Here is an 18404-nt window from a genome sequence, read left to right on the forward strand (position 1 = left end):
TCGACAGTTTCATTGGCCACTTCCAAAGCCAGTACAACCCACCAAGCTGTGATCGGCCGACGAAGCCCAAACGCAATAGGTAGGAATATCAGCAACCCCACATGAACATGAAGTGCGTCAGGCGAGAGCGGTGAATGCACCTCAATCCAGTGCTTGACTACTGCCCAGAAAATGTGAGCCTCTCGATCGGATCAAATTCAAGGGAGGAGGTCGATGTTGGGATGCTGGCGGCTCGGCCAATAGTTAGAATGGATGGACCTGTTGTCGACGACCGGAATGCGCGCTCACGCCCACGGAGGCACAATTTGCCACAGGTATTAGTCTTCGGGGGGCTGCCCGGAAACGTTGTTGGAACTGACACGGCGGACTCCAGACTGTTGCCGTGCAACAAGCGCTCGCGCAGCGGAGGAGTCAATTCACGATTTTCTGAAGTGTTAGCAAGACGAGGGCTAGTCTCAGTCAACTTCAGTGCACTTAGGTCAACTTTCAACGCAGCGCTATAGCCAACGCCACAATCCGACCCAAGACCTGGCCGCTCCGCGGCCGAGCAATTCAGCATAGGCGGGCCAGATCGCGACGAACGGCGGCCGGCGGTTCGACGTCTTGGCCGGCCGGTCATCGGGAATGGCTGAGAGTTTCGGCTTGGTCATGACGGATTCTTCGAGGCTGCATCCGGTCAGCACAGAAGGCTTCGGCGATGCCACAAGATCGCTAAGCGCCGCGCGAATTAGCGGCCAAGGAAATTCGGAGCATTCCTCCGAAGCCTCCCCTTGCATGACACGGTATCGAGCTTGCCTGCCACACCGGCGAGCGTAGTGGCGGGCGTGGTTGAGAAGGCTTCCAGCTGATCCGCCTCCCGGTCACAAGCCTCGCGCTCGGCCCTAAGCGCGGCGCTGTTATCTGTCTCCACGGCAGTTGCATCCCACCCAACGCGCCTGATGCGCCGCGAATGGGCTCCGGCCATCTCGCGGCATCTCAGGAAGCCTGCATTCCAGCCCGGCGAAGGGAGGCCAGAGCCTTGCCGTGTTGATTTTTCTACAGCGAAAGCACGCCGTATGCATCCAAACTTAACTCCTACTGGAGTCAGCCACGCGGAGTCTCTTGGGAGAACTCCAAACGCGACGTGTCGACGCTAGGTGCCCACCTAGGCCAATTCGCCATCGCTGGAGTGCTAAGCTGCCGGTCCGAGTTCGCGCCTCAGCTTGTCCCGCTTGTGCTACCAGGCATGACGATCAGCCCCTCCGCCACAACCTCTGACGCGACTTGCCTCCTTGCGACCGGCGGATAAGCCGATTCGGCCCCTCCGATGTCGGAAACCGGATCTGCCGACCGATATCCCGCGACGAGCGGGCAGACACCTGCGAATTGTCCACAACTAATTGGTTGCGGCAATGAGACTGTGGAGGGGCTTGGCTCTTAGATTAAACGTTTGACTGATCTCTCAACGGGCAGGCAAATGGCCAAGAGAAATTTAATTCACAATTCAATTCCGCTACACGCAGGCTACATTTTAGGGCATGAACTACCTATTTCCAATTAAATAAAGTAATTTGGATAGTTCTGCAGCATTAACATGAGCATATTCTCGATATCTATTGAAATATTCCCATTGGTCTTTCTCCTTCCGTGCAGCAATCCTATTGGCGATCAACCATTCTATCAGGGCGTGCAGGTATGTGATTTGGCGCTAATATACACCTTCTAGTAGGCAGACATCCGCGGGGCGCTATCGAATCAAAATGAGGGATTATGGATGGCAACTCTGCACTATGCATCGGGTGGTTCTGCCACCGAAATCGCAACCGCCGGCTTCAATCTAGCTGACGTTCAGTATGTTTCGCTGGTCGACGCATTGCCGGATGGCATGAAAGGCCTGGTCTATCTCAATGAGCATGAGGGCGTAACCGCATCCTTCATCGAGAAAATGACCCCCTTCCTCGGCAATCCGAATGTGTTTGGGTTCTATCTGGTTGACGAGCCCGATCCCACGGGCAGGTGGGGCACCTATGCAACCGCCGAGAACCTGAAGGCGGAATCCGACTGGATCCATGAGCATTTTCCAGGCGCCAAGACCTTCATCACCATGATGAACATGGGATCCCCGACCAATCCGGATTTTACCAACACCTACAATCCGGCCAACACGCATATCGACTATTTTGGAATAGACCCCTATCCGGTGCGCACGGGAACGGACACGGTCGACTACGACATGATCGACCGAGCCGTGGCTGCAGCGGTGAAATCCGGCATCCCGATCAGCAATATCGTTCCGGTCTATCAGGCCTTCGGTGGCGGCAATTGGGAGACTTCCGATGGCGGCAGACAGGTCATGCCCACCGCCGAACAGATGCAAATCATGATCGATCATTGGGCCAAGCTGGTTCCGTCACCTGCCTTCGACTACACCTACAAATGGGGAACGCAGAACGGCGACACCGCATTAGAGAGCTCTCCGGAACTACAAGCCGTTTTCCGGGAGCACAACCTCGCAACGACTGGGACCGAACCGCCTCCCGTCGACACAAGCGACACCTTGTATGGCACCAGCGGCGACGATGTGTTTCACGGCGCCGGCGGCCACACGATGATCGGCTATGGTGGCAATGACACCTATTATGTCGATGACATCCGCGACAAGGAGATCGAGGCTGCGGGCGGCGGTACCGATAGGGTGCTCTCCTCGATAACCCATGCCCTTTCGGCCGGCTCGCAGATCGAGATTCTGGCCACCAATAACCCGTCCGGCACGACGGCAATCAATCTCAACGGCAATGAATTCGCCCAGACTATCCAGGGCAATGCCGGCGCCAATGTCATCAACGGCCTCGGCGGCGCCGACAAGATGGTCGGCTATGGCGGTAATGACACCTATTACGTCGACAATGCCGGCGACAGGGTGGTCGAGGCGGTGGGCGATGGTACAGACAGGGTGTTCGCTGCTGTAAGCCATGCCCTTTTGGCCGGCTCGGAGATTGAGATTCTTGCCACCAATAACCCGTCCGGCACATCGGCAATCAACCTCATTGGCAATGCGTTTGCCCAGACCATCCAGGGCAACGCCGGCGCCAACGTCATCAACGGCCTCGGCGGCGCTGACACGATGAGCGGCTATGGTGGTAACGACGCCTACTTTGTCGACAATGCCGGTGACAAGGTCATTGAGGCGGTGGGCGGCGGTACCGACAAGGTGCTCGCCTCAGTAAGTCATGCGCTTGCGGCCGGCTCGGAGATCGAGCTTCTCGGTACAACGAACTCTTCAGGTACCACAGCCATCAACCTCACCGGCAACGAGTTCGCTCAAACCATCCTGGGCAATGCCGGCGCCAATGTCATCGACGGCGGCAGCGGTGGTGACATGATGGCAGGCTACCGCGGCAACGACACCTACTATGTCGATAACGCCGGCGATAGGGTGTACGAGGCGGTTGATGGTGGCACTGACAAAGTTCTCGCCTCGGTGAGCCATGTCCTTTTATCCGGGCAGGAGATCGAGCTTCTCGCCACCGTCAATCCGTCGGGCACAACGGCGATCAATCTCACTGGGAATGAGCTTAACCAAGCCATCCTGGGCAATGCCGGCGCCAATGTCATCAACGGCGGACGAGGTGCCGACATCTTGACCGGTAACGGAGGCAATGATGCCTTCGTGTTCAACAGCGCTCTTGGAGCCGGCAATATCGACAAGGTCACCGACTTCAACAAGCTCCAGGACAAGATCCAGCTCGACGACGCCGTTTTTGCCGGGCTTAAGTTGGGCGGCCTTTCATCCGATGCTTTCTTTGCTGGCACGGCTGCGCATGATAGCTCCGACCATATCATCTACAACAGTTCAACCGGAGCGCTCTCTTTCGACAGCGACGGCATCGGCGGCGCAGCTCAAATACAGTTCGCCACTCTCTCTCCAGGTCTGTCGCTTACGGCAGGTTCGTTCCTTGTGATCTGAACGACCCGGAACGGCGGACCTTCAATTCGAGACGGTCCGCCGCTTTGTCTTTGTTCAAGCACCGGAATTCCGAGATAGATGTTTTGGCCGGTGTTGTCCCTGGAGCTAGCGGGCGAGCCGTCCATTAGATGAGCGAAAAAACGAGTGGTCTCTTTCGAGTGAGTGTCCTTCGGGATCATCGCTGCGAGCGCCCTGCCATGGCTGATCGGCTCGTGCGAGCCCTCCCCTGTCAGCGGACCCACCGTACCGACGCAGCATGAATGACGGCGAGGCGCCGTGGCCGACCATGAGTGCCACTCAAGGTTAAATGTTCCCCTCAGGTGAAGGCGGCGCAAAGCATACACACACTCGAGTTCGTCTACTCCGATGCGCATTCGGGATCGCTCCCGGTGATCGCGAGAGATTGCTGCACGCCACCTGACGTCCGTGGTTTCTTTCATAAGAGGCGTCGGTGGCCTCATCAGTGTCAATACTGAGATTTGATGATAGCCCGCCGCGGCCAAAAGCGCTCAAACGTGTGCGATTTGTCGCCACCTAGACGTCGAGCAGAGATGCGGAGCTCCATTCAACTAGCGACTCTCAATTATGCGCTTGTAGTCGCCGAGGAGGGCAGCTTTCTGCGCGCGGCGCGGCGCGCCGGGATCCATCACACCGCGCTCAGCCGGCGCATACGCGATCTCGAATACGCGATGGGAACGAGAATATTTCATCGCCATGCCGGCGGCGTGGGCCCGACCCCGGCCGGCGAGCGTTTCCTTGGTCGTCTACGGTCCGTGCTGCTCGAACTGGACAATACTCTGACGCTGGCTAGGACCGGGTTCAAAGACCAACACCAAAGACTTTGCATCGGCGCCAACGGGCTCATCCTTGCCGGGCGAGCGCTGGATGCGGTCCTCGAGTTCGGGAAATGTCATTCAAATGTGACCGTGAGCTTGATCGAAGGATCTCACCCTGAATTCGGGGTTGCCTTGGGCGAGACGGACGTCGACGTCACCGTCACTTCCTCCTCCCGATCTACTGGCGGCGCATTCGAACTGAGATTGTGGAACGATACCTTAGCCGTCGTTGTTGCTTCCAATCATCCTCTCGCAAGCAATTCCGTGATCGAGTGGTCGGAGCTAGGCCAGGAGACGCTGCTAGTGCGCAGGGGCGAAGCATTTCTCCTAGCCGATGCTGTTGGAAGCAGTGTACAGCTTCCCGCAGTTGTTGAACATCACGTCAGTGCGGGCATCCTTCTGCGCCTTGTCGAAAATGGTCTTGGTGTCGCTCTGATCCACGGTGGAGATGCCAATATTATTCCTGAAGGTGCAGTCTGCCGTAAGCTGCGGATCGGGATCAAGCCAGTCCAGATCTACAATTTTGCCCGCTGGCGCCCGGATAACGCCAATCCTGCACTGCCGGTCTTCATCGAGTTCCTGCGTGATCGGTATTCGCCCTGACGGCCGTCCGACCGGCATAAACCCGGAACACTCGTCCCGGCTTCAGGGTTCGTCGGGTTCTGGCAAACGCTCTGTCTTGTCATAAACCGGGTCAGCATCGGTATATCAGCTTTGCCGGATCGGCGACTATCTGTCCGGTCTCGCGGCCGAGCAATTCAGCATAGGCGACGAGATCGCAATGAACGGCGCCGGGCAGTTCGACCGTGATCTTGACCGGACGGTCATCGGGAAGGGCGGAGAGTTTCAGCTTGGTCATGAGGGATCCTTCGGCGCCGCACTCGGTCAGCACCAATGCCTTCGGCGATGCGCGCCAGGTCACCGAGCGCTGAACGGATTTGCGGCCAAGGAAATTCGGAGCATTCCTCCCAGGCCTCGCCCTCACACAATACGGCATCGAGCTTGCATGCCACACCGGCGAGAGTCGTAGCGGGGGTCGTTGAGAAGGCTTCCAGAAGATCCTTCGTCCGCTCGCCAGCTTCGCGTTCGGCTCTGAGGGCAGCAATGTAACCGGTCTTCTCAGCAGCCGCATCCCAGCGTGCCTGATGCGCAGCAAACTCAGATTCGGCCCTCTCTCGGAGAGCGGCGGTATCCGGCCCGTTCCCGAGCACCTGATCGAGCGCCTCGATCGAGTAGACTGTTAGTTCCTCGCCATCGGGCAGGCGGACGTCCACACAAGGAAAGCCGACGCATTCGACAAGCTTGGTCTCCAGGCGCTGCTGCCTGCGGCAAAGCCGATTGGTTAACTTGTGGGCTGTCTGCCATTCCCGCCGAAGCGCCAGCGCGGGGTCAGAAGGCACATTGGTCGTTCGGACGTCGCCTGCGGACGCGTTACTTTCAAGCGTCCACGCGGTAGTAGCCACCACGGTTCCCGCAAGCACTCGCCTGCGGGTGACGAATGGCAGACTCGTGATATTGTCGGAATCAGCCATGATCCGAGCTCCTCAAAAGCTTAGGGTTGTGGTCAGGCCGGGTAAGGTGTTGCACCACCTTATTCGGCCGTTTCACACGCGCTCGTCCTGCCACCGGTCGAGTTGTCCAGGGCTGAGCGAGCGCATTATCCACTCTACAGTCTTAAACGAAACCGTCGGTATAGTCAAGACTTTTAGCATCAAATGATGCGTTAGGTATAACGATGATAACGAGTGAGCAGTTGCGAGCAGCCCGCGCACTTTTGCAATGGGATCAGAAAGCCCTCGCCGCAAAGTCGAAAGTGTCGGTCGCGACCATTAAGCGGCTTGAGCCACTCGCTGGCATGTTGAAGGCCAACCAGGTGACGATCGAAGCACTGAAGCGTGCGTTAGAGGCCGGTGGCGTGGAATTCATTCCCGAAAATGGCGGCGGGCCTGGCGTGCGGCTGGCACGCCCTCTAGAAAGTAAATAACTTGTTGCAAACGGACGGCAAAGGCTTCGTTCATCCACCTCCGGCATGTCTTCGATGGTGGTTGCGCATGTCCATCTGCCAGCTCAACTTACGATTTTCATTGTTACGGATCGATTGCCCTCACCCGGAATGCGAGAGCATCCCCGGCGAAGCTGAGAGCCGAGGTGGTGAGGAGGCAAGCGATTGCACAGAGCAAAAATCAGTCGACTGCCCGGCTGGCCATTGGCTGGTGATTGGGATGTTTCCGGCCCCTGCCCCGCTCGACGGCCGAGGAGCGGCCAAGCCAAGTGCTCGACCTTTACTCCGCCGCTCCGCGCTCAGCGCGATTGTTCAAGGCGGTGAGGGTTTTTGCCCGGCGCCAGGCAATCAGGCTGCTCGTTGCGACAGCGGGATCCGATTTCCATGATGAGGACGGTCCCCGGCAAGAAGGCCGGCTCACTGAAGATGTCATCCCATTCGATATCGCCCCAGCCGAGAAGCATGTGCAGGTCGCCTATACCCAGCGCTGCATCCTCCTGCGGGAGATAGGTCCTGTGGGAGCCCTGCGGGCGCCCGAAGGAGTCATGGACATGCAGGTGCCCTGCCACTGGTGCCATCGCCCGCAGTTGCTCGCGGAAGGTCAAGCCGCGATGGGTGGATCCAATATAAGTGTGGCTGAAATTGATGAGCGCCACCAGGTTGGGATGGCCGACCGCCTTCACCGTCTGCGCCACCTCGGCCGGGGTCTGCCGGCACTGACCGGTTCCATGGCGAAGAGGTTCTCGAAGGTGATGCGCACACCATAGGGCTTGCAGAACTCGGCAAGCTCGAACAACGCTTCGCGTTCGCGTTCCTCCGCACCGGCTCGTTCGAGAACCTGGTCGGCGCGAAAATGCCCACTATGCTCGACAAGCACGCGCGCATCGATCCGATCGCAGAGTTCGACCAGGGCCCTTGCAGCATCAATCTGGTAGCGGCTGACCGCAGGGTCCATGAGGTTCGATGAGACGACGCCGTGAACCGAACAGCGGAAATCGAATTGGCCGGTCAGCGCGACAAGCCTCTCGGCTCTTTCAGGGACGACACGGCCACCGCTATGAGGTCGAGGGTCGTCAATCCCAGTTCGACGGCTTCGACGCCCCTATCGGCAACGCTGCGGAGATCCGCTGCAAGACTCTCCAACCCGCCATTGGCAGAGATTGAATTGAAGCTGACTGCAACGACGTTGCCCATATGAAGGACGGCCCATAAGAGTCCAGCCGGGAATTCCGGGCCGGTCCGGATCACCCCAGGGTGAGATGGCGTCTGCGGCGTCACTGCTGACGTCAGTCGGCGTAAATCAACTCATAAGAGGCCAATAACTTCGAGAGCCATCAGACGGACTGCTGGGGCCGAAAGAAGCTGTTGTATTTCCGCACTGGTGCGATCCGATACTTTACATATTATGTGACTTTCAATTGGGGGCCGTAGCAAATGAAAGAAGAGAACGACGTTCAGAAGTTGGTGCGCACGCTGCGTGCTCGAGCCCCTGATGACGCAGCTGAATTGCTGGCCCGAGAATCTCCCGAGTTCATCCGCGACACACTAAAGCTGTTGCCGGACGGGCACGCCCGTAAGGTGGCCGAGCATTTGCCACCGCATATGCGGCCCATCAGGTCTCATGGCGGTGGCAAGGATTTCGCGGTCCCCGATTCGCTCGTCGAGCTGATGGACTCGATTCCCGCCAGCGTTCCTGTGGCGACGACGGTTGCCGCCGCAGTGGAGGCGGTCAGACGCGCCCAGGTGCCGACCGAGCTCACTTATCTCTACGTCACGGACGAGGGCAATAAGCTGGTTGGCCTGGTGGTCCTGCGCGATCTGATGCTGAGCGAAGCGGACGCGACGGTGGATCAGATCATGCTGCCCAGGCCGTTCGCCCTTAATGTCGGTCTGTCTTTGAGCGACGCCTGCAAGGCAGCAGTACGCCGTCAGTACCCTGTCTATCCGGTGGTGGACGCGGAGAACCGGCTGCTCGGGCAGGTTCGCGGCTGGCGCTTGTTCGAGCAGCAAATCATCGAGATTTCCGCTCAGTCTGGCCAGATGGTGGGTGTCCAGAAGGAGGAGCGTTCTTTTACGCCGCTGTTTTCAGCCTTCTTGAAGCGTCATCCGTGGCTGCAGCTGAACCTGCTGACGGCCTTCATGGCCGCTTTCGTGGTCAGTTCATTCACAGGCACGATCGAGAAGATCGTCGCCCTGGCGGCGTTCCTCCCGGTCTTGGCCGGGCAGAGCGGAAACACCGGCTGCCAGGCACTGGCTATGACGCTGCGTGGCCTTGCCCTGGGGGATGTGGACAAACGACCGAAGCTGCACCTGGTGATGCGGGAGGGCGCGCTCGGGATCGCCAACGGCGTGCTCGTCGGCCTTGTTGCGGCTGCGGCGATGTGGTTCTACGCCTCGCGGCAACCGGAGTCGGCGGCCCAGGCACCCATGCTGGCACTTGTGATCCTGCTTGCCATGTCCGGATCATGCCTCATGTCCGGAATCTCCGGCGTGCTGATCCCGCTGGGCCTGCGCCGGGTCGGCGCCGATCCGGCGGTCGCTTCGGCGATCTTCCTCACCACCGTAACCGATATTGTAGGCATGGGCCTGATGCTGGGACTGGCCACCATGCTCGTGCTGTAGCAAGACGCGTCCGGTGACGCGTCCCTGAGAGTCGGGGGCGATAAGCTGACCTCGTCGCGGTCAACGAAATAGCAAGAGCCATGCCGCATCGCGCATGCGTCGTGAGAAGCACCTTCCGGCAGCTCTCCGACCCCTTGCGCAACGCGACGGAAGACCTTTGGATGAGCCGTGAGTGACCTTGAAGCCTCATTCGGTGACCAGATACGCGCAGAATCGCGTGAACAATATTAATCTTGTCGGCTGTGCGATCCGCCACTGATGATGATTTTAGTTAGTTGCCACTGGTGCCGAATACTTCAATTATGTACAGCAACGCTGAGAAGATGTTTTGACAACCAGCGCAACCGAAATACGAATAAACCCGATAGTTTGTTGCGCCGCTGCAACAGCTGCTGAGACTCGCATGGTCTGGTGACAGTTCAGTCGCCTTTTTCTTGGAGCCGTGCTAAATCCTTCGCACTAGTCGGGTTTGGGGTGGGTTCTCGGCATGCAATCTTCGTTTCGAACGATCTTCGGCTTCGCCGCGGCGCTGCTTTGTACCGGCGTATTGCCGGCCGGCGCACAAGGTCTTTTTACGGCATATGACGATGCGTTTTCGGCCCGCATCGCCAGTCCGTCCGACAACGGAACGCTCGCCCAGTTCGTCACGGTTGCCGTCAACGCGGGACAATACGATCAGGCGATCTCCTCAATCGAGCAGTATCTGATCAAATATCCCCGCGATGCGCGCGCCCGGCTTGCGGCCAGCCGGTTGTACTATCACGTCGGCTCCTATGAATTGGCCCGGCGGCAGGTGCAGTACGGCATCGAAGTCGGTGGCCTGAGCGCAAGTGAGCAGCAGGAAGCCGTCCGCCTGCTCGCCCGCATCGAGCGCGCGTTGCGTGGCGTCACCTGGGAACTCGCCCTGACCGGCGGCGTGTTCAGCGCATTTACCGATTTTGAGCCCGGCGGGGCGCAGGACGACGACAGCTTCGTCTCGCCCTATGGGCGGGCGGAAGGCTTTGTCCGGTGGGACCTCGGCACGCCAAGCGCCGACGCTCTCGTCCTTTCAGGGTCGTTGACGGCGACACAGCGCTTTTTCACGGAAGACCTGTCGGTTCCGGGCAGCGAGAAGACTTTCATCCACGGCAACGCCGCGATCACCTGGGACAAGGGGCTACCCAACAGTGGGATCGATTCGCTGCGCCTGCTGCTTTCGGCGTTCACAGTTACGGATCGTTTCGACAGCGATATCCACGAGACCGGAATCGGCGTCAGTGGGCGCTTTCTTGTGCGCCCGACGGTCGAAACGACGCTTTTCGCAGGCGGCGGCTACATCGATCTAAGCGCCTCGCAAGGCATTTTCGCCGATAGCAGGGTTTTCTATGAGGCAGGCGGCAGCTACCGCTTCCGCAATGGCCAGGCGCTCGGACTGCGCTTTGTCGGCTCGAATGACTTCGGCTCCGGATCTGGCGAAATCGGCCACAGCTACACGGGCGAGGTCCGCTATGGCGGCCTGTTGATGAACGTACCGGATCTGTTCGCATGGTCGCACCAGATCGCCTTTTCGGCCGGCCACAGCAACACTCCCGATCTGTCCGTCGGCATCGGCACAAATATCAAGAGCGACTTCTGGCGCATTGCCTCGGAAAGCGATTTTCAGCTGACGGAGGCGCAGAAGATCAGCGTCGATCTCGCCTATCGCGAAACCAACTTCGACATCGCCAACCGCGACCGAAAATCGCTCGAAATGCTCATGAGCTATACGTTGACGCTCAATTGAAAGAGGCCGCGATGAGGACCCCGTACCGTCAGATCGCCATTTTTATCGCCTGCCTTGCCTTTGCGGCACCTTCCGCCGCTGAGACGGTCGGGTCGATGACGGCCTACCAGACCAACATCGTCCGCAACAACGGCGGGACAATGAACGTTGGGGCCGGCGTCGAACTCGGCGACCAGCTGCGCAGCAATCCCACCGGTCTTGGAATGCTGGTGTTCCGGGACGAATCGAGCGCCAAGATTGGTCCGAACACCAGCCTGACAATCGATGAATTCGTCTACAATCCGGGCTCCGGATCGGGAAAGATCGACATCGGGATGAACAGCGGCCTGGCCCGGTTCTATGGCGGCCAGGTTTCGAAAGGCGGCGTCATGCAGGTTGCGACGCCGCATATGGTGCTCGGAGCCAGAGGCGGCATCATCGAAGTGCTGGTGGCAGCCGGCCAGACCGTGGGCATTCTGCGCGCCGGCCGCATGACCTGCACGATCAATGGCAAACGGCTGGTCATCACAAACCCAGGCTACGCCTGCACATCGGAAGATGGCAAGCTGCTGACCGGCTACGGCGGAATCGACACCTTCCCGATATTGGACAGCATCGACCGGATTGCCGGCACCGGCCTGCCAGGCGAACCGGGTCCGGGACTGGACGTAAGCGCGCTTTGTGCGTCGGCACTCGGCGGCTCGCTCAAAATCTGCGACTCCACCGACGGCGCATTGCCAGGAGTGGTCATGGAGTTCCCCGACACCCCAACGCCACCGGTGGGCGGCGGCGTGAATAAGGGCGAATGCCAGGGTGAGGGTTGCTGCAACTACTGCGAATAGGGCTGGCCGCACGACATGAGCCTCTTGGTCGGTTGGCGCTGGGCTGATTGGCGGCAAGCTGGTAGGCGCAAAGTATCCGGCCTTGTGGTCGTGCTCCTGCTGCTCGCTTGCCATTTGGCTTTCGACGGGCCGCTGTCGCGCCTGCGTGAGCGGACGTACGACTTCTACCAGTTTCTCGCTCCGCGCCAGGCGACGAGCAATCCTGTCGTGATCGTCTCGATAGACGACGCCAGCCTCAAGGCACATGGGCGATGGCCCTGGAACCGGGGCGTCTTGGCCGATCTGCTCGATGGCATCACCAAATCCGGCGCCGCGGTCATCGGGCTTGCGCTGGTACTGCCAGAGGCCGACACCTCGCCTGAGGGCATCGCCGGTGACAAGCGCCTGGCAGCGGCGCTGGCCAACAATCGAACGGCGCTTGCTGTCAGCCTGGGCAATGAGGCGACGGTTTCAGAAGCAGGGCCCAAAGCCGGCTGGTCGATCGTCGGGCAGGTACCCGACACACTTCCCGGCTTCACCGGCCTGACCGGCTCGCTTGCCGAATTCTCCAACGCCGCCGCGGGCCTCGGCGTAATTCGCACCTTGCCCGATCCAGACGGCGTATTGCGCCATGTGCCGCTGCTGTGGCTTCGCAATACCGCTCAAGGCGTGCAGCTGTGGCCGTCCTTCGCGCTCGAGCTTCTGCGCCTTTACGCCGGGCAGGACGGCTACATAGCCCGGATGAATGCCGCCGGGTTCGACGCACTCAGGATGGCCGGCGCCATCGTGCCGCTCGAGCCGGAGGGGAGCATCCGGCTCTGGGAAACCGCCACGGATACGCCCCGTATATCTGCCAGCACTATCCTTTCGGGCGGCAGTGATCCGCGGCTGCGGGACGCCATCGCCATTGTCGATCTGTCGGCCGTGGGACTGACGCAGTACCTGCCCACCCCGACACGTCCAGCGCGACCAGGTGCGGACATCCACGCCGATGCAATAGCCCAGATGCTTGCCGGGCGCTACTTGGCAGAGCCAACGCGCGCGCGTACGGTGGAGCGGCTCTGGTTTGTCCTCAGTGCCGTCATCTTCATCGGACTTTCCGGAGTGCTCGCCGGGCGTGTCGTGCTTGGTGCCCTGGCTCTCGTGCTGCTTGCCGTCACGCCATTCGTGTTCGGCGCTCTCGAATACAGCCTGCAGGGTGCACTCTATGACCCGCTGCAGCCGGCGCTTGCGACGATCCTGGTAGCCGGCTTCGAAGGCTATGTTCTCTACAGGCGCAGCGAGCAGCGCCGCTCCACCCTGGCACGGCAGTTCGCCCAGTATCTGTCGCCTTCCGTGGTGCAGCGCCTCGCAAGCTCAGACACCGAAGCGATCCTGTCCGGCGAGAAGCGCGAGATCACGATCCTGCTCAGCGACATACGCGGCTTCACGACGATGAGCGAACAACTCGACACCCAGGAAATCGCAAAGGTGGTCAACCACTTCCTCGGCATTGCGACCGATGAGATCCTCAAGCGCGACGGCACCATCGACAAGTTCATGGGCGACGCGGTGCTGGCCTTCTGGAACGCGCCGCTTGATCAGCCGGACCATCGCGAGCGCGCGCTCGACGCGGGCCTTGCCCTGATCGAGCGGGTGAAGCGCGAAGACGCCGCCTTCAGCGCGGACGGCCACCCCTCCATCGCAATCGGCGTCGCCATCGAGACGGGCATTTGCTCGGTAGGCAATTTCGGCTCCGAACGGCGTTTCGATTACACCGCGATCGGCTCGCCGGTGAACCGCACGGCTAGGCTCGAGTCGACGACCAAGAAGCTGGGCATCCCCCTGGTGCTTGGTCCCGGCTTTGCGGCAGGAGCGCCGATGCCGGTCGTCCAGGCGGGCGCCTTTGAACTCCAGGGTTTCAAGGGCGAGGTGCCGGTTTTCACCGTTCCGGAGATGCAAGCTGCTCACCAAAGTATGAGCCGCGAAGTAGAGAGCCAACGTGGTGAGCAATCTGGCGCCCCTGCCGTGGTGGTTGGTTCGCCGCCATCCGTGCAAATGGCACCGCCTGATCTTGCACCCCGAACCCGAAGCACACGCTGACCGGATCCAGTGGATCGCGGCGGGCCGCCCGGCATCAGGACCTGACTAGCCCCTTCGGGAGGCCTCGCAATTTTGCCTAGCCTCCCCTTTTGTCATTCGCCGCGCATGGTCGCCTGGAACGTCGGCAGATGCTTCCTTTGTGCCTCGAGCATTTTCTCGCGATAGACGCCATAGATGACGTCGGTGTCGTGCAGTGTGACGCCGGCAATTGTCGGCGAGGCAAAAACCGGCAGTTCGATGCCGCGTTTCGAAAGCGCCTCGGCGGTGCGGGCGATCAGCTCATGCGCCAGGATCATGGCAAGCACGGTCGACGAACCGGAGACCGGCCGGCTCCAGCCCTCGACCGGCACGATGGCATCCTCGATCGGCGAGCAGGTGTCGATGACAAGGTCGGCGGCATCGGCAAGCCGTTTGCCGGAAGAGTGCGTCGCCGGCTTGTCGAGATTGTTCTTGCTGGTTATCGCAACGACGAAGATGCCGCGTTTTTTCGCATAAAGCGCGGTGTCGATGCCGGACGAATTGCGGCCGCTGTGGCCAAAGATGATGATCGAATCGCCTTTGTTCAGCGGCTGGTGGTCGAGGAATTTCTCGGCGTATTTCTCGGTCCGCTCCAGCCACAGAAGTTCGCGCACGCCGCCGGCGCCGAGCACGTTATGCCACATGACACGCGGGTCGGTCAGCGGATTGAAGCCGACATAGCTGCCGTAGCGCGGAAATACTTCCTGGACAGGCAACACCGAGTGGCCCGAGCCGTAAAGATGAACCAACCCGCCGCCCTCGAGCGTGTCGGCAAAGCGGCTGGCCGCTTCGCCAAAGGCTTCGGCATTGGCTGTCGAGGCCTGTTCGATGAGAGCGGCAAGGCGAGGTATGTAAAGATCGGACACGTCGGTACTCCTGTTATGTGTCGGCTTCGGTATGGCTCAGCTTCTTGCGGTTGGCGCCGCGCGACCGGCACGCAGCGTCGAGCGGATTTCGTAGCGGTCGCCCCGCATGACCGAGACGGTGAATTCGAACGGGCCGCGCTCGTCGGTGGTGATGCGCTCGACCACGAAAGCGGGGCTCCCCGCAGGCAGATCGAGCAACTCGGCATCCGCCGCCCCGACCGCGCCAACACGGTAGTTTTCGCGCGCCGCGACCGGCACGATGCCGTAATGGCGTTCCAACGCTTCGTAGAGCGAGCCCTGCAACAGGCCGGCATCGAGAAAGCCGGGCACGCGCGCGGCCGAGAGTTGCGCAGTCTGAATACCGATCGGTTCGTTGTTGCCAAGCCTGAGCCGCCGGATGCGCACCACCGGGTCGCCCTCTTCGATCTCCAGCGCTCCGGCCGCGGCGGCATTGGCGGTGGTCAGGCTGCAGTCGAGCAAGCGCGAGCCGGCGACCACGCCCATATTGCCCATTTCCTGGGTGAAGCTGGTGAGTTCGCGGGTGCCGGCGACCAGCGTGGTGGAGCGCACGAAGGTGCCACGGCCATGTTCGCGCCTGAGCAGCCCGTGCTCTTCCAGATTGCGCAGCGCGTGGCGCAGCGTGATGCGGCTCACCCCGAACAGGGCGCACAGTCTGTCTTCGGCCGGAATCTGGTCGCCGGTCGCCCAATCGCCACTCTTGACGATGGCGCGGATGGCCTCTTCCGCCTGATACCAGAGCGGCTCGGGTCTTCGGCGGTCCGGTTGCTGAAAGCTGACTTGGCTCATCTAATCTGCCTCCACTGTGCTCCGGCGAGACCGGCCAGCGAGGCGCCGACGAGACCGGCGCGGGAGCCAAATTCGCCGGACCGCAGCACGACATCGCGCAGATGCGGCGGCAGCTGACGCCGCAATGCCGCAAGCAGCGGCGGCCCTACCACGTCCAGCGCATCGGCAAGCCCGCCGGAAATCAGGACCGCCTGGGTGTCAAGCAGCGCGACCGCACCCGCCAAGGCAGTGCCCAGCCGGCGCGCCGGCAGCTCCAATGCGTCAAGGGCGGCCGTCTTGCCGCCCCGGGCCGCCTCGACCAGCCTGCCGCCATTGGCAAGCCCGATCTGGCGCGCCGCGGCGTCGAATGCCCGCCCGGAAGCGAAGCGCTCCAGCCAGCCGCTGCGGTCCTCGCCTTCATCCTCGATGTCGGCGCAGGCCCAGCCGAATGAGCAGGCGCCGCCACGTACGCCGGCGACGATGTGGTTATTGACCAGAACGGCGGAGCCGATACCGGTGCCGATCGCCAGCAGGATGGCATCGGACAGGCCTTTTGCGGCACCTTCGACCGCTTCGGCCAGCATGGCGACCTGCGCGTCATTGCCAACGGCAACGCGCAGACGAGGAAACAAGGCCGCGATGTCGATGCCGTCGAGATAGGGCAGGTTCGGAATCCAGCGGCAGACCGAGCCCTCGACAAGCCCCGGCACCGCTAAGCCAAGTGCCTCGACCAGACCGGCCTCGGCGCGCAACGCACCGATTCGGGCGACGAAGGCATCAAGACTTGCTGGTGCGGGCTCGCGGCTGAGCATCTCCAGCCAGCGAACATCGCCGGTATGGATAGCGGCGCGCAAGTTGGTGCCGCCAAGATCGATGGCCAGAACGCGTGTCATCGAGAGCGACTCCGACTGGCTGCCGCCCGGTCCTCGAAGCGCCAGGTCCACGACGCCACGGCGCCGTCGGCTCTGGTCGGCAGTGCAGTACAGACTCCGGTGCACGCGGCGCCAAAGCCGATCGGGCTGAGCGCAGCGTGTCGATGAACCATGCTCCGTCTCCCATTCGACATCGGCATCCTTTGCAAGCGGCGCCCGGCAGCCGAGAGGCTGCCTGTCTCCGCCGCGGCAACGAAAAGCGGCTCAGTGTCATTATAACGACATGACTTCGATCGCAAGAGGTTTTGGGGATAGCCAGCAGTGAGAAACAGCTCGAGCCATCGCACTTAAACTCCTGTTTATGATCTGTGATCTCCCTTCACAAAACCGGAGTAAGAAAACGCCGCAACGCCGGCAGGAGCTCTCCACGAAGATAGCGCTTGCATCGTTGCTTCGGGTTGTCATAACGTCACGGACATCGCTGTGTGGCTATGCGGAGGGTCGGATGTCTTTGGCTTGGATTTCGAAACTGGCACTTGCTGCAGGGTTGTTGGCCTCGCCCACCATTGGTTGGGCCCAATCGGTCAACATCTCCTATCTGACCCACTGGTCGCCCGAAACGGTCGCTTTGCTGGACGCCGCGGCCAAGGACTACGCCAAGAGCAATCCGGATGTGACCGTCACCGTGCGCGCCGTGCCCTTCGGCGATCTCCTGACGACATTGCGTTCCCAGGGCGGCAGCTCGGACGGGCCGACGATCGGCGGCATCTATGATTTGTGGCTGCCCGAACTGGCGCGAGACAAGCTGGTCGCGCCGGCCCCCGATGCAGTGGCCGGCGAGGTCAAGAGTGCGTGGCCGGCCGGTGTCGTCAGTGCGGCCTCTGTTGGCGTCACGCTTTACGGCATTCCAAACGAGATCGACGTCTACGCGCTGAACTACAACAAGGAGCTGTTCAAACGGGCAGGCATTACAGCCGCGCCGAAGACCTGGTCCGAATTGAAGGATGCGGCCCAGAAGCTGACCAGGAAAGATGCCGGCCAGCAAGGCTTCGGCATGATCAATTCCTGGGCGGCTGGCGTCGTCCATCCCTTCGCCTCGCTGCTGGTCTCCAATGGCGGCGAGCTGGTCAAGGACGGCAAACCGATGCTCGACAGTCCTCAAGCCGGTGAGACTTTCCAGCTTTACGAGGACCTGATCAAGTCCGGCGCCAGCGATCCGGCGATGGCCACGGCCGACGCGAACACAACCGGCCCCTTCCTCGACAATTTCGTCTCCGGCAAGACCGGCATGATCATCATGGCCAACTGGTGGGAAAGCGCATTGAAGAGCGGCATGGGCGACAAGTTCTCCAATATCGCCACCGCACCCATCCCGGTCGGTCCGAGCGGCGACAAGCCGCACTCGATCTCCTATTCATGGATGACCGTCGTCAACGCCAATGCCGGTCAGGCCGAGCAAAAAGCGGCATGGGATTTCCTGGTATGGCTGAACAGTCCGAAGTCCGGCAAGAACGGCGCATCGGCAATGTCGGATATTCTGATGTCGATGGGCATCCTGCCGACGCGGACCTCCGACATCGAAGCCCATAAGGACAAGCTCGGTTCCGAGTTCCTGTCCGGCTATGTCAGCGTGCTTGCTGACGCCAAGCCCTTCCCTGTCGTCCCGGGCGGCCAGGAGTTCAGCGAATCGCTGCAGCAGACGCTCGAGGCGTTGCAGTATGGGCAGCTCTCGGCCAAGGATGCGCAGGCGAACGCGCAGGCCGATGCCGTCTCGATCCTGGAGCGTGCCGCCAAATAGCGAAGGCGCTGTTT

General features: G+C 60.9%; 13 protein-coding genes and 1 pseudogene. 8 read left to right on the forward strand and 6 right to left on the reverse strand.

The annotated features are described in order from the left end of the window. The first annotated feature begins 1753 nt into the window (after window positions 1-1753). Both NKH49_RS26530 and NKH49_RS26535 read left to right on the forward strand, forming a co-directional pair. On the forward strand, window positions 1754-3946 hold the full coding sequence (locus NKH49_RS26530; protein ID WP_352928624.1) for a calcium-binding protein: 2193 nt from the start codon (window positions 1754-1756) through the stop codon (window positions 3944-3946). Between the two features lie 551 nt (window positions 3947-4497). Further along, a complete protein-coding gene (locus tag NKH49_RS26535; protein WP_352928626.1) occupies window positions 4498-5385 on the forward strand; it encodes a LysR family transcriptional regulator in 888 nt (295 codons plus the stop codon). 91 nt (window positions 5386-5476) lie between these two features. Here NKH49_RS26535 and NKH49_RS26540 read toward each other — a convergent pair whose 3' ends face one another. Both NKH49_RS26540 and NKH49_RS26545 read right to left on the reverse strand, forming a co-directional pair. Then, window positions 5477-5641 (reverse strand): DUF2274 domain-containing protein, encoded by a 165-nt coding sequence (locus tag NKH49_RS26540; RefSeq protein ID WP_502907944.1) that lies wholly within the window; start codon window positions 5639-5641, stop codon window positions 5477-5479. Next, window positions 5607-6314, reverse strand: a complete 708-nt coding sequence (locus NKH49_RS26545) for a hypothetical protein (protein WP_352686934.1) — start codon at window positions 6312-6314, stop codon at window positions 5607-5609. The genes NKH49_RS26540 and NKH49_RS26545 overlap by 35 nt, the downstream gene beginning before the upstream one ends. A 203-nt stretch (window positions 6315-6517) precedes the next feature. On the opposite strand from NKH49_RS26545, the gene NKH49_RS26550 reads away from it, so the two are divergent. Continuing rightward, window positions 6518-6766 carry a helix-turn-helix domain-containing protein gene (locus NKH49_RS26550; protein WP_031195030.1) on the forward strand — a complete coding sequence of 83 codons (249 nt, stop codon included), beginning with the start codon at window positions 6518-6520 and terminating at the stop codon, window positions 6764-6766. A 317-nt stretch (window positions 6767-7083) separates the two neighbouring features. Here the strand turns inward: NKH49_RS26550 and NKH49_RS26555 are convergent. After that, a pseudogene (locus NKH49_RS26555) lies at window positions 7084-7978 on the reverse strand (sugar phosphate isomerase/epimerase family protein). Between the two features lie 240 nt (window positions 7979-8218). On the opposite strand from NKH49_RS26555, the gene NKH49_RS26560 reads away from it, so the two are divergent. The 4 genes from NKH49_RS26560 to NKH49_RS26575 all read left to right on the forward strand — a co-directional run bounded on the left by NKH49_RS26560 (window position 8219) and on the right by NKH49_RS26575 (window position 14050). After that, window positions 8219-9406 carry a magnesium transporter gene (locus NKH49_RS26560; RefSeq protein WP_352474941.1) on the forward strand — a complete coding sequence of 396 codons (1188 nt, stop codon included), beginning with the start codon at window positions 8219-8221 and terminating at the stop codon, window positions 9404-9406. 487 nt (window positions 9407-9893) lie between these two features. Further along, entirely contained in the window at window positions 9894-11168 is a 1275-nt protein-coding gene (locus NKH49_RS26565; RefSeq protein ID WP_352928629.1) for a tetratricopeptide repeat protein, read from the forward strand. A gap of 11 nt (window positions 11169-11179) precedes the next feature. Next, on the forward strand, window positions 11180-11989 hold the full coding sequence (locus NKH49_RS26570; protein ID WP_352928631.1) for a FecR family protein: 810 nt from the start codon (window positions 11180-11182) through the stop codon (window positions 11987-11989). 15 nt (window positions 11990-12004) lie between these two features. Further along, window positions 12005-14050, forward strand: coding sequence for a CHASE2 domain-containing protein (locus tag NKH49_RS26575; RefSeq protein ID WP_352928633.1), 2046 nt, complete (start codon window positions 12005-12007; stop codon window positions 14048-14050). A gap of 92 nt (window positions 14051-14142) precedes the next feature. Here the strand turns inward: NKH49_RS26575 and NKH49_RS26580 are convergent, their stop codons facing one another. From NKH49_RS26580 to NKH49_RS26590, 3 genes are read right to left on the reverse strand one after another with little or no spacing between them, the layout of a single operon-like run. Further along, entirely contained in the window at window positions 14143-14934 is a 792-nt protein-coding gene (locus NKH49_RS26580; protein WP_352928635.1) for a sugar isomerase domain-containing protein, read from the reverse strand. A gap of 36 nt (window positions 14935-14970) precedes the next feature. Beyond that, on the reverse strand, window positions 14971-15741 hold the full coding sequence (locus NKH49_RS26585; RefSeq protein WP_352928637.1) for a GntR family transcriptional regulator: 771 nt from the start codon (window positions 15739-15741) through the stop codon (window positions 14971-14973). Continuing rightward, window positions 15738-16613, reverse strand: coding sequence for an ROK family protein (locus NKH49_RS26590; RefSeq protein WP_352928639.1), 876 nt, complete (start codon window positions 16611-16613; stop codon window positions 15738-15740). The genes NKH49_RS26585 and NKH49_RS26590 overlap by 4 nt, the downstream gene beginning before the upstream one ends. A 484-nt stretch (window positions 16614-17097) precedes the next feature. Here NKH49_RS26590 and NKH49_RS26595 point away from each other — a divergent pair, with 484 nt between their 5' ends. Then, window positions 17098-18390: an ABC transporter substrate-binding protein gene (locus tag NKH49_RS26595; RefSeq protein WP_352928640.1), complete on the forward strand. Its 1293-nt coding sequence runs from the start codon at window positions 17098-17100 to the stop codon at window positions 18388-18390. Window positions 18391-18404: the final 14 nt, after the last annotated feature.

This window comes from Mesorhizobium sp. M1088, assembly GCF_040318575.1.
Taxonomy (GTDB): domain Bacteria; phylum Pseudomonadota; class Alphaproteobacteria; order Rhizobiales; family Rhizobiaceae; genus Mesorhizobium.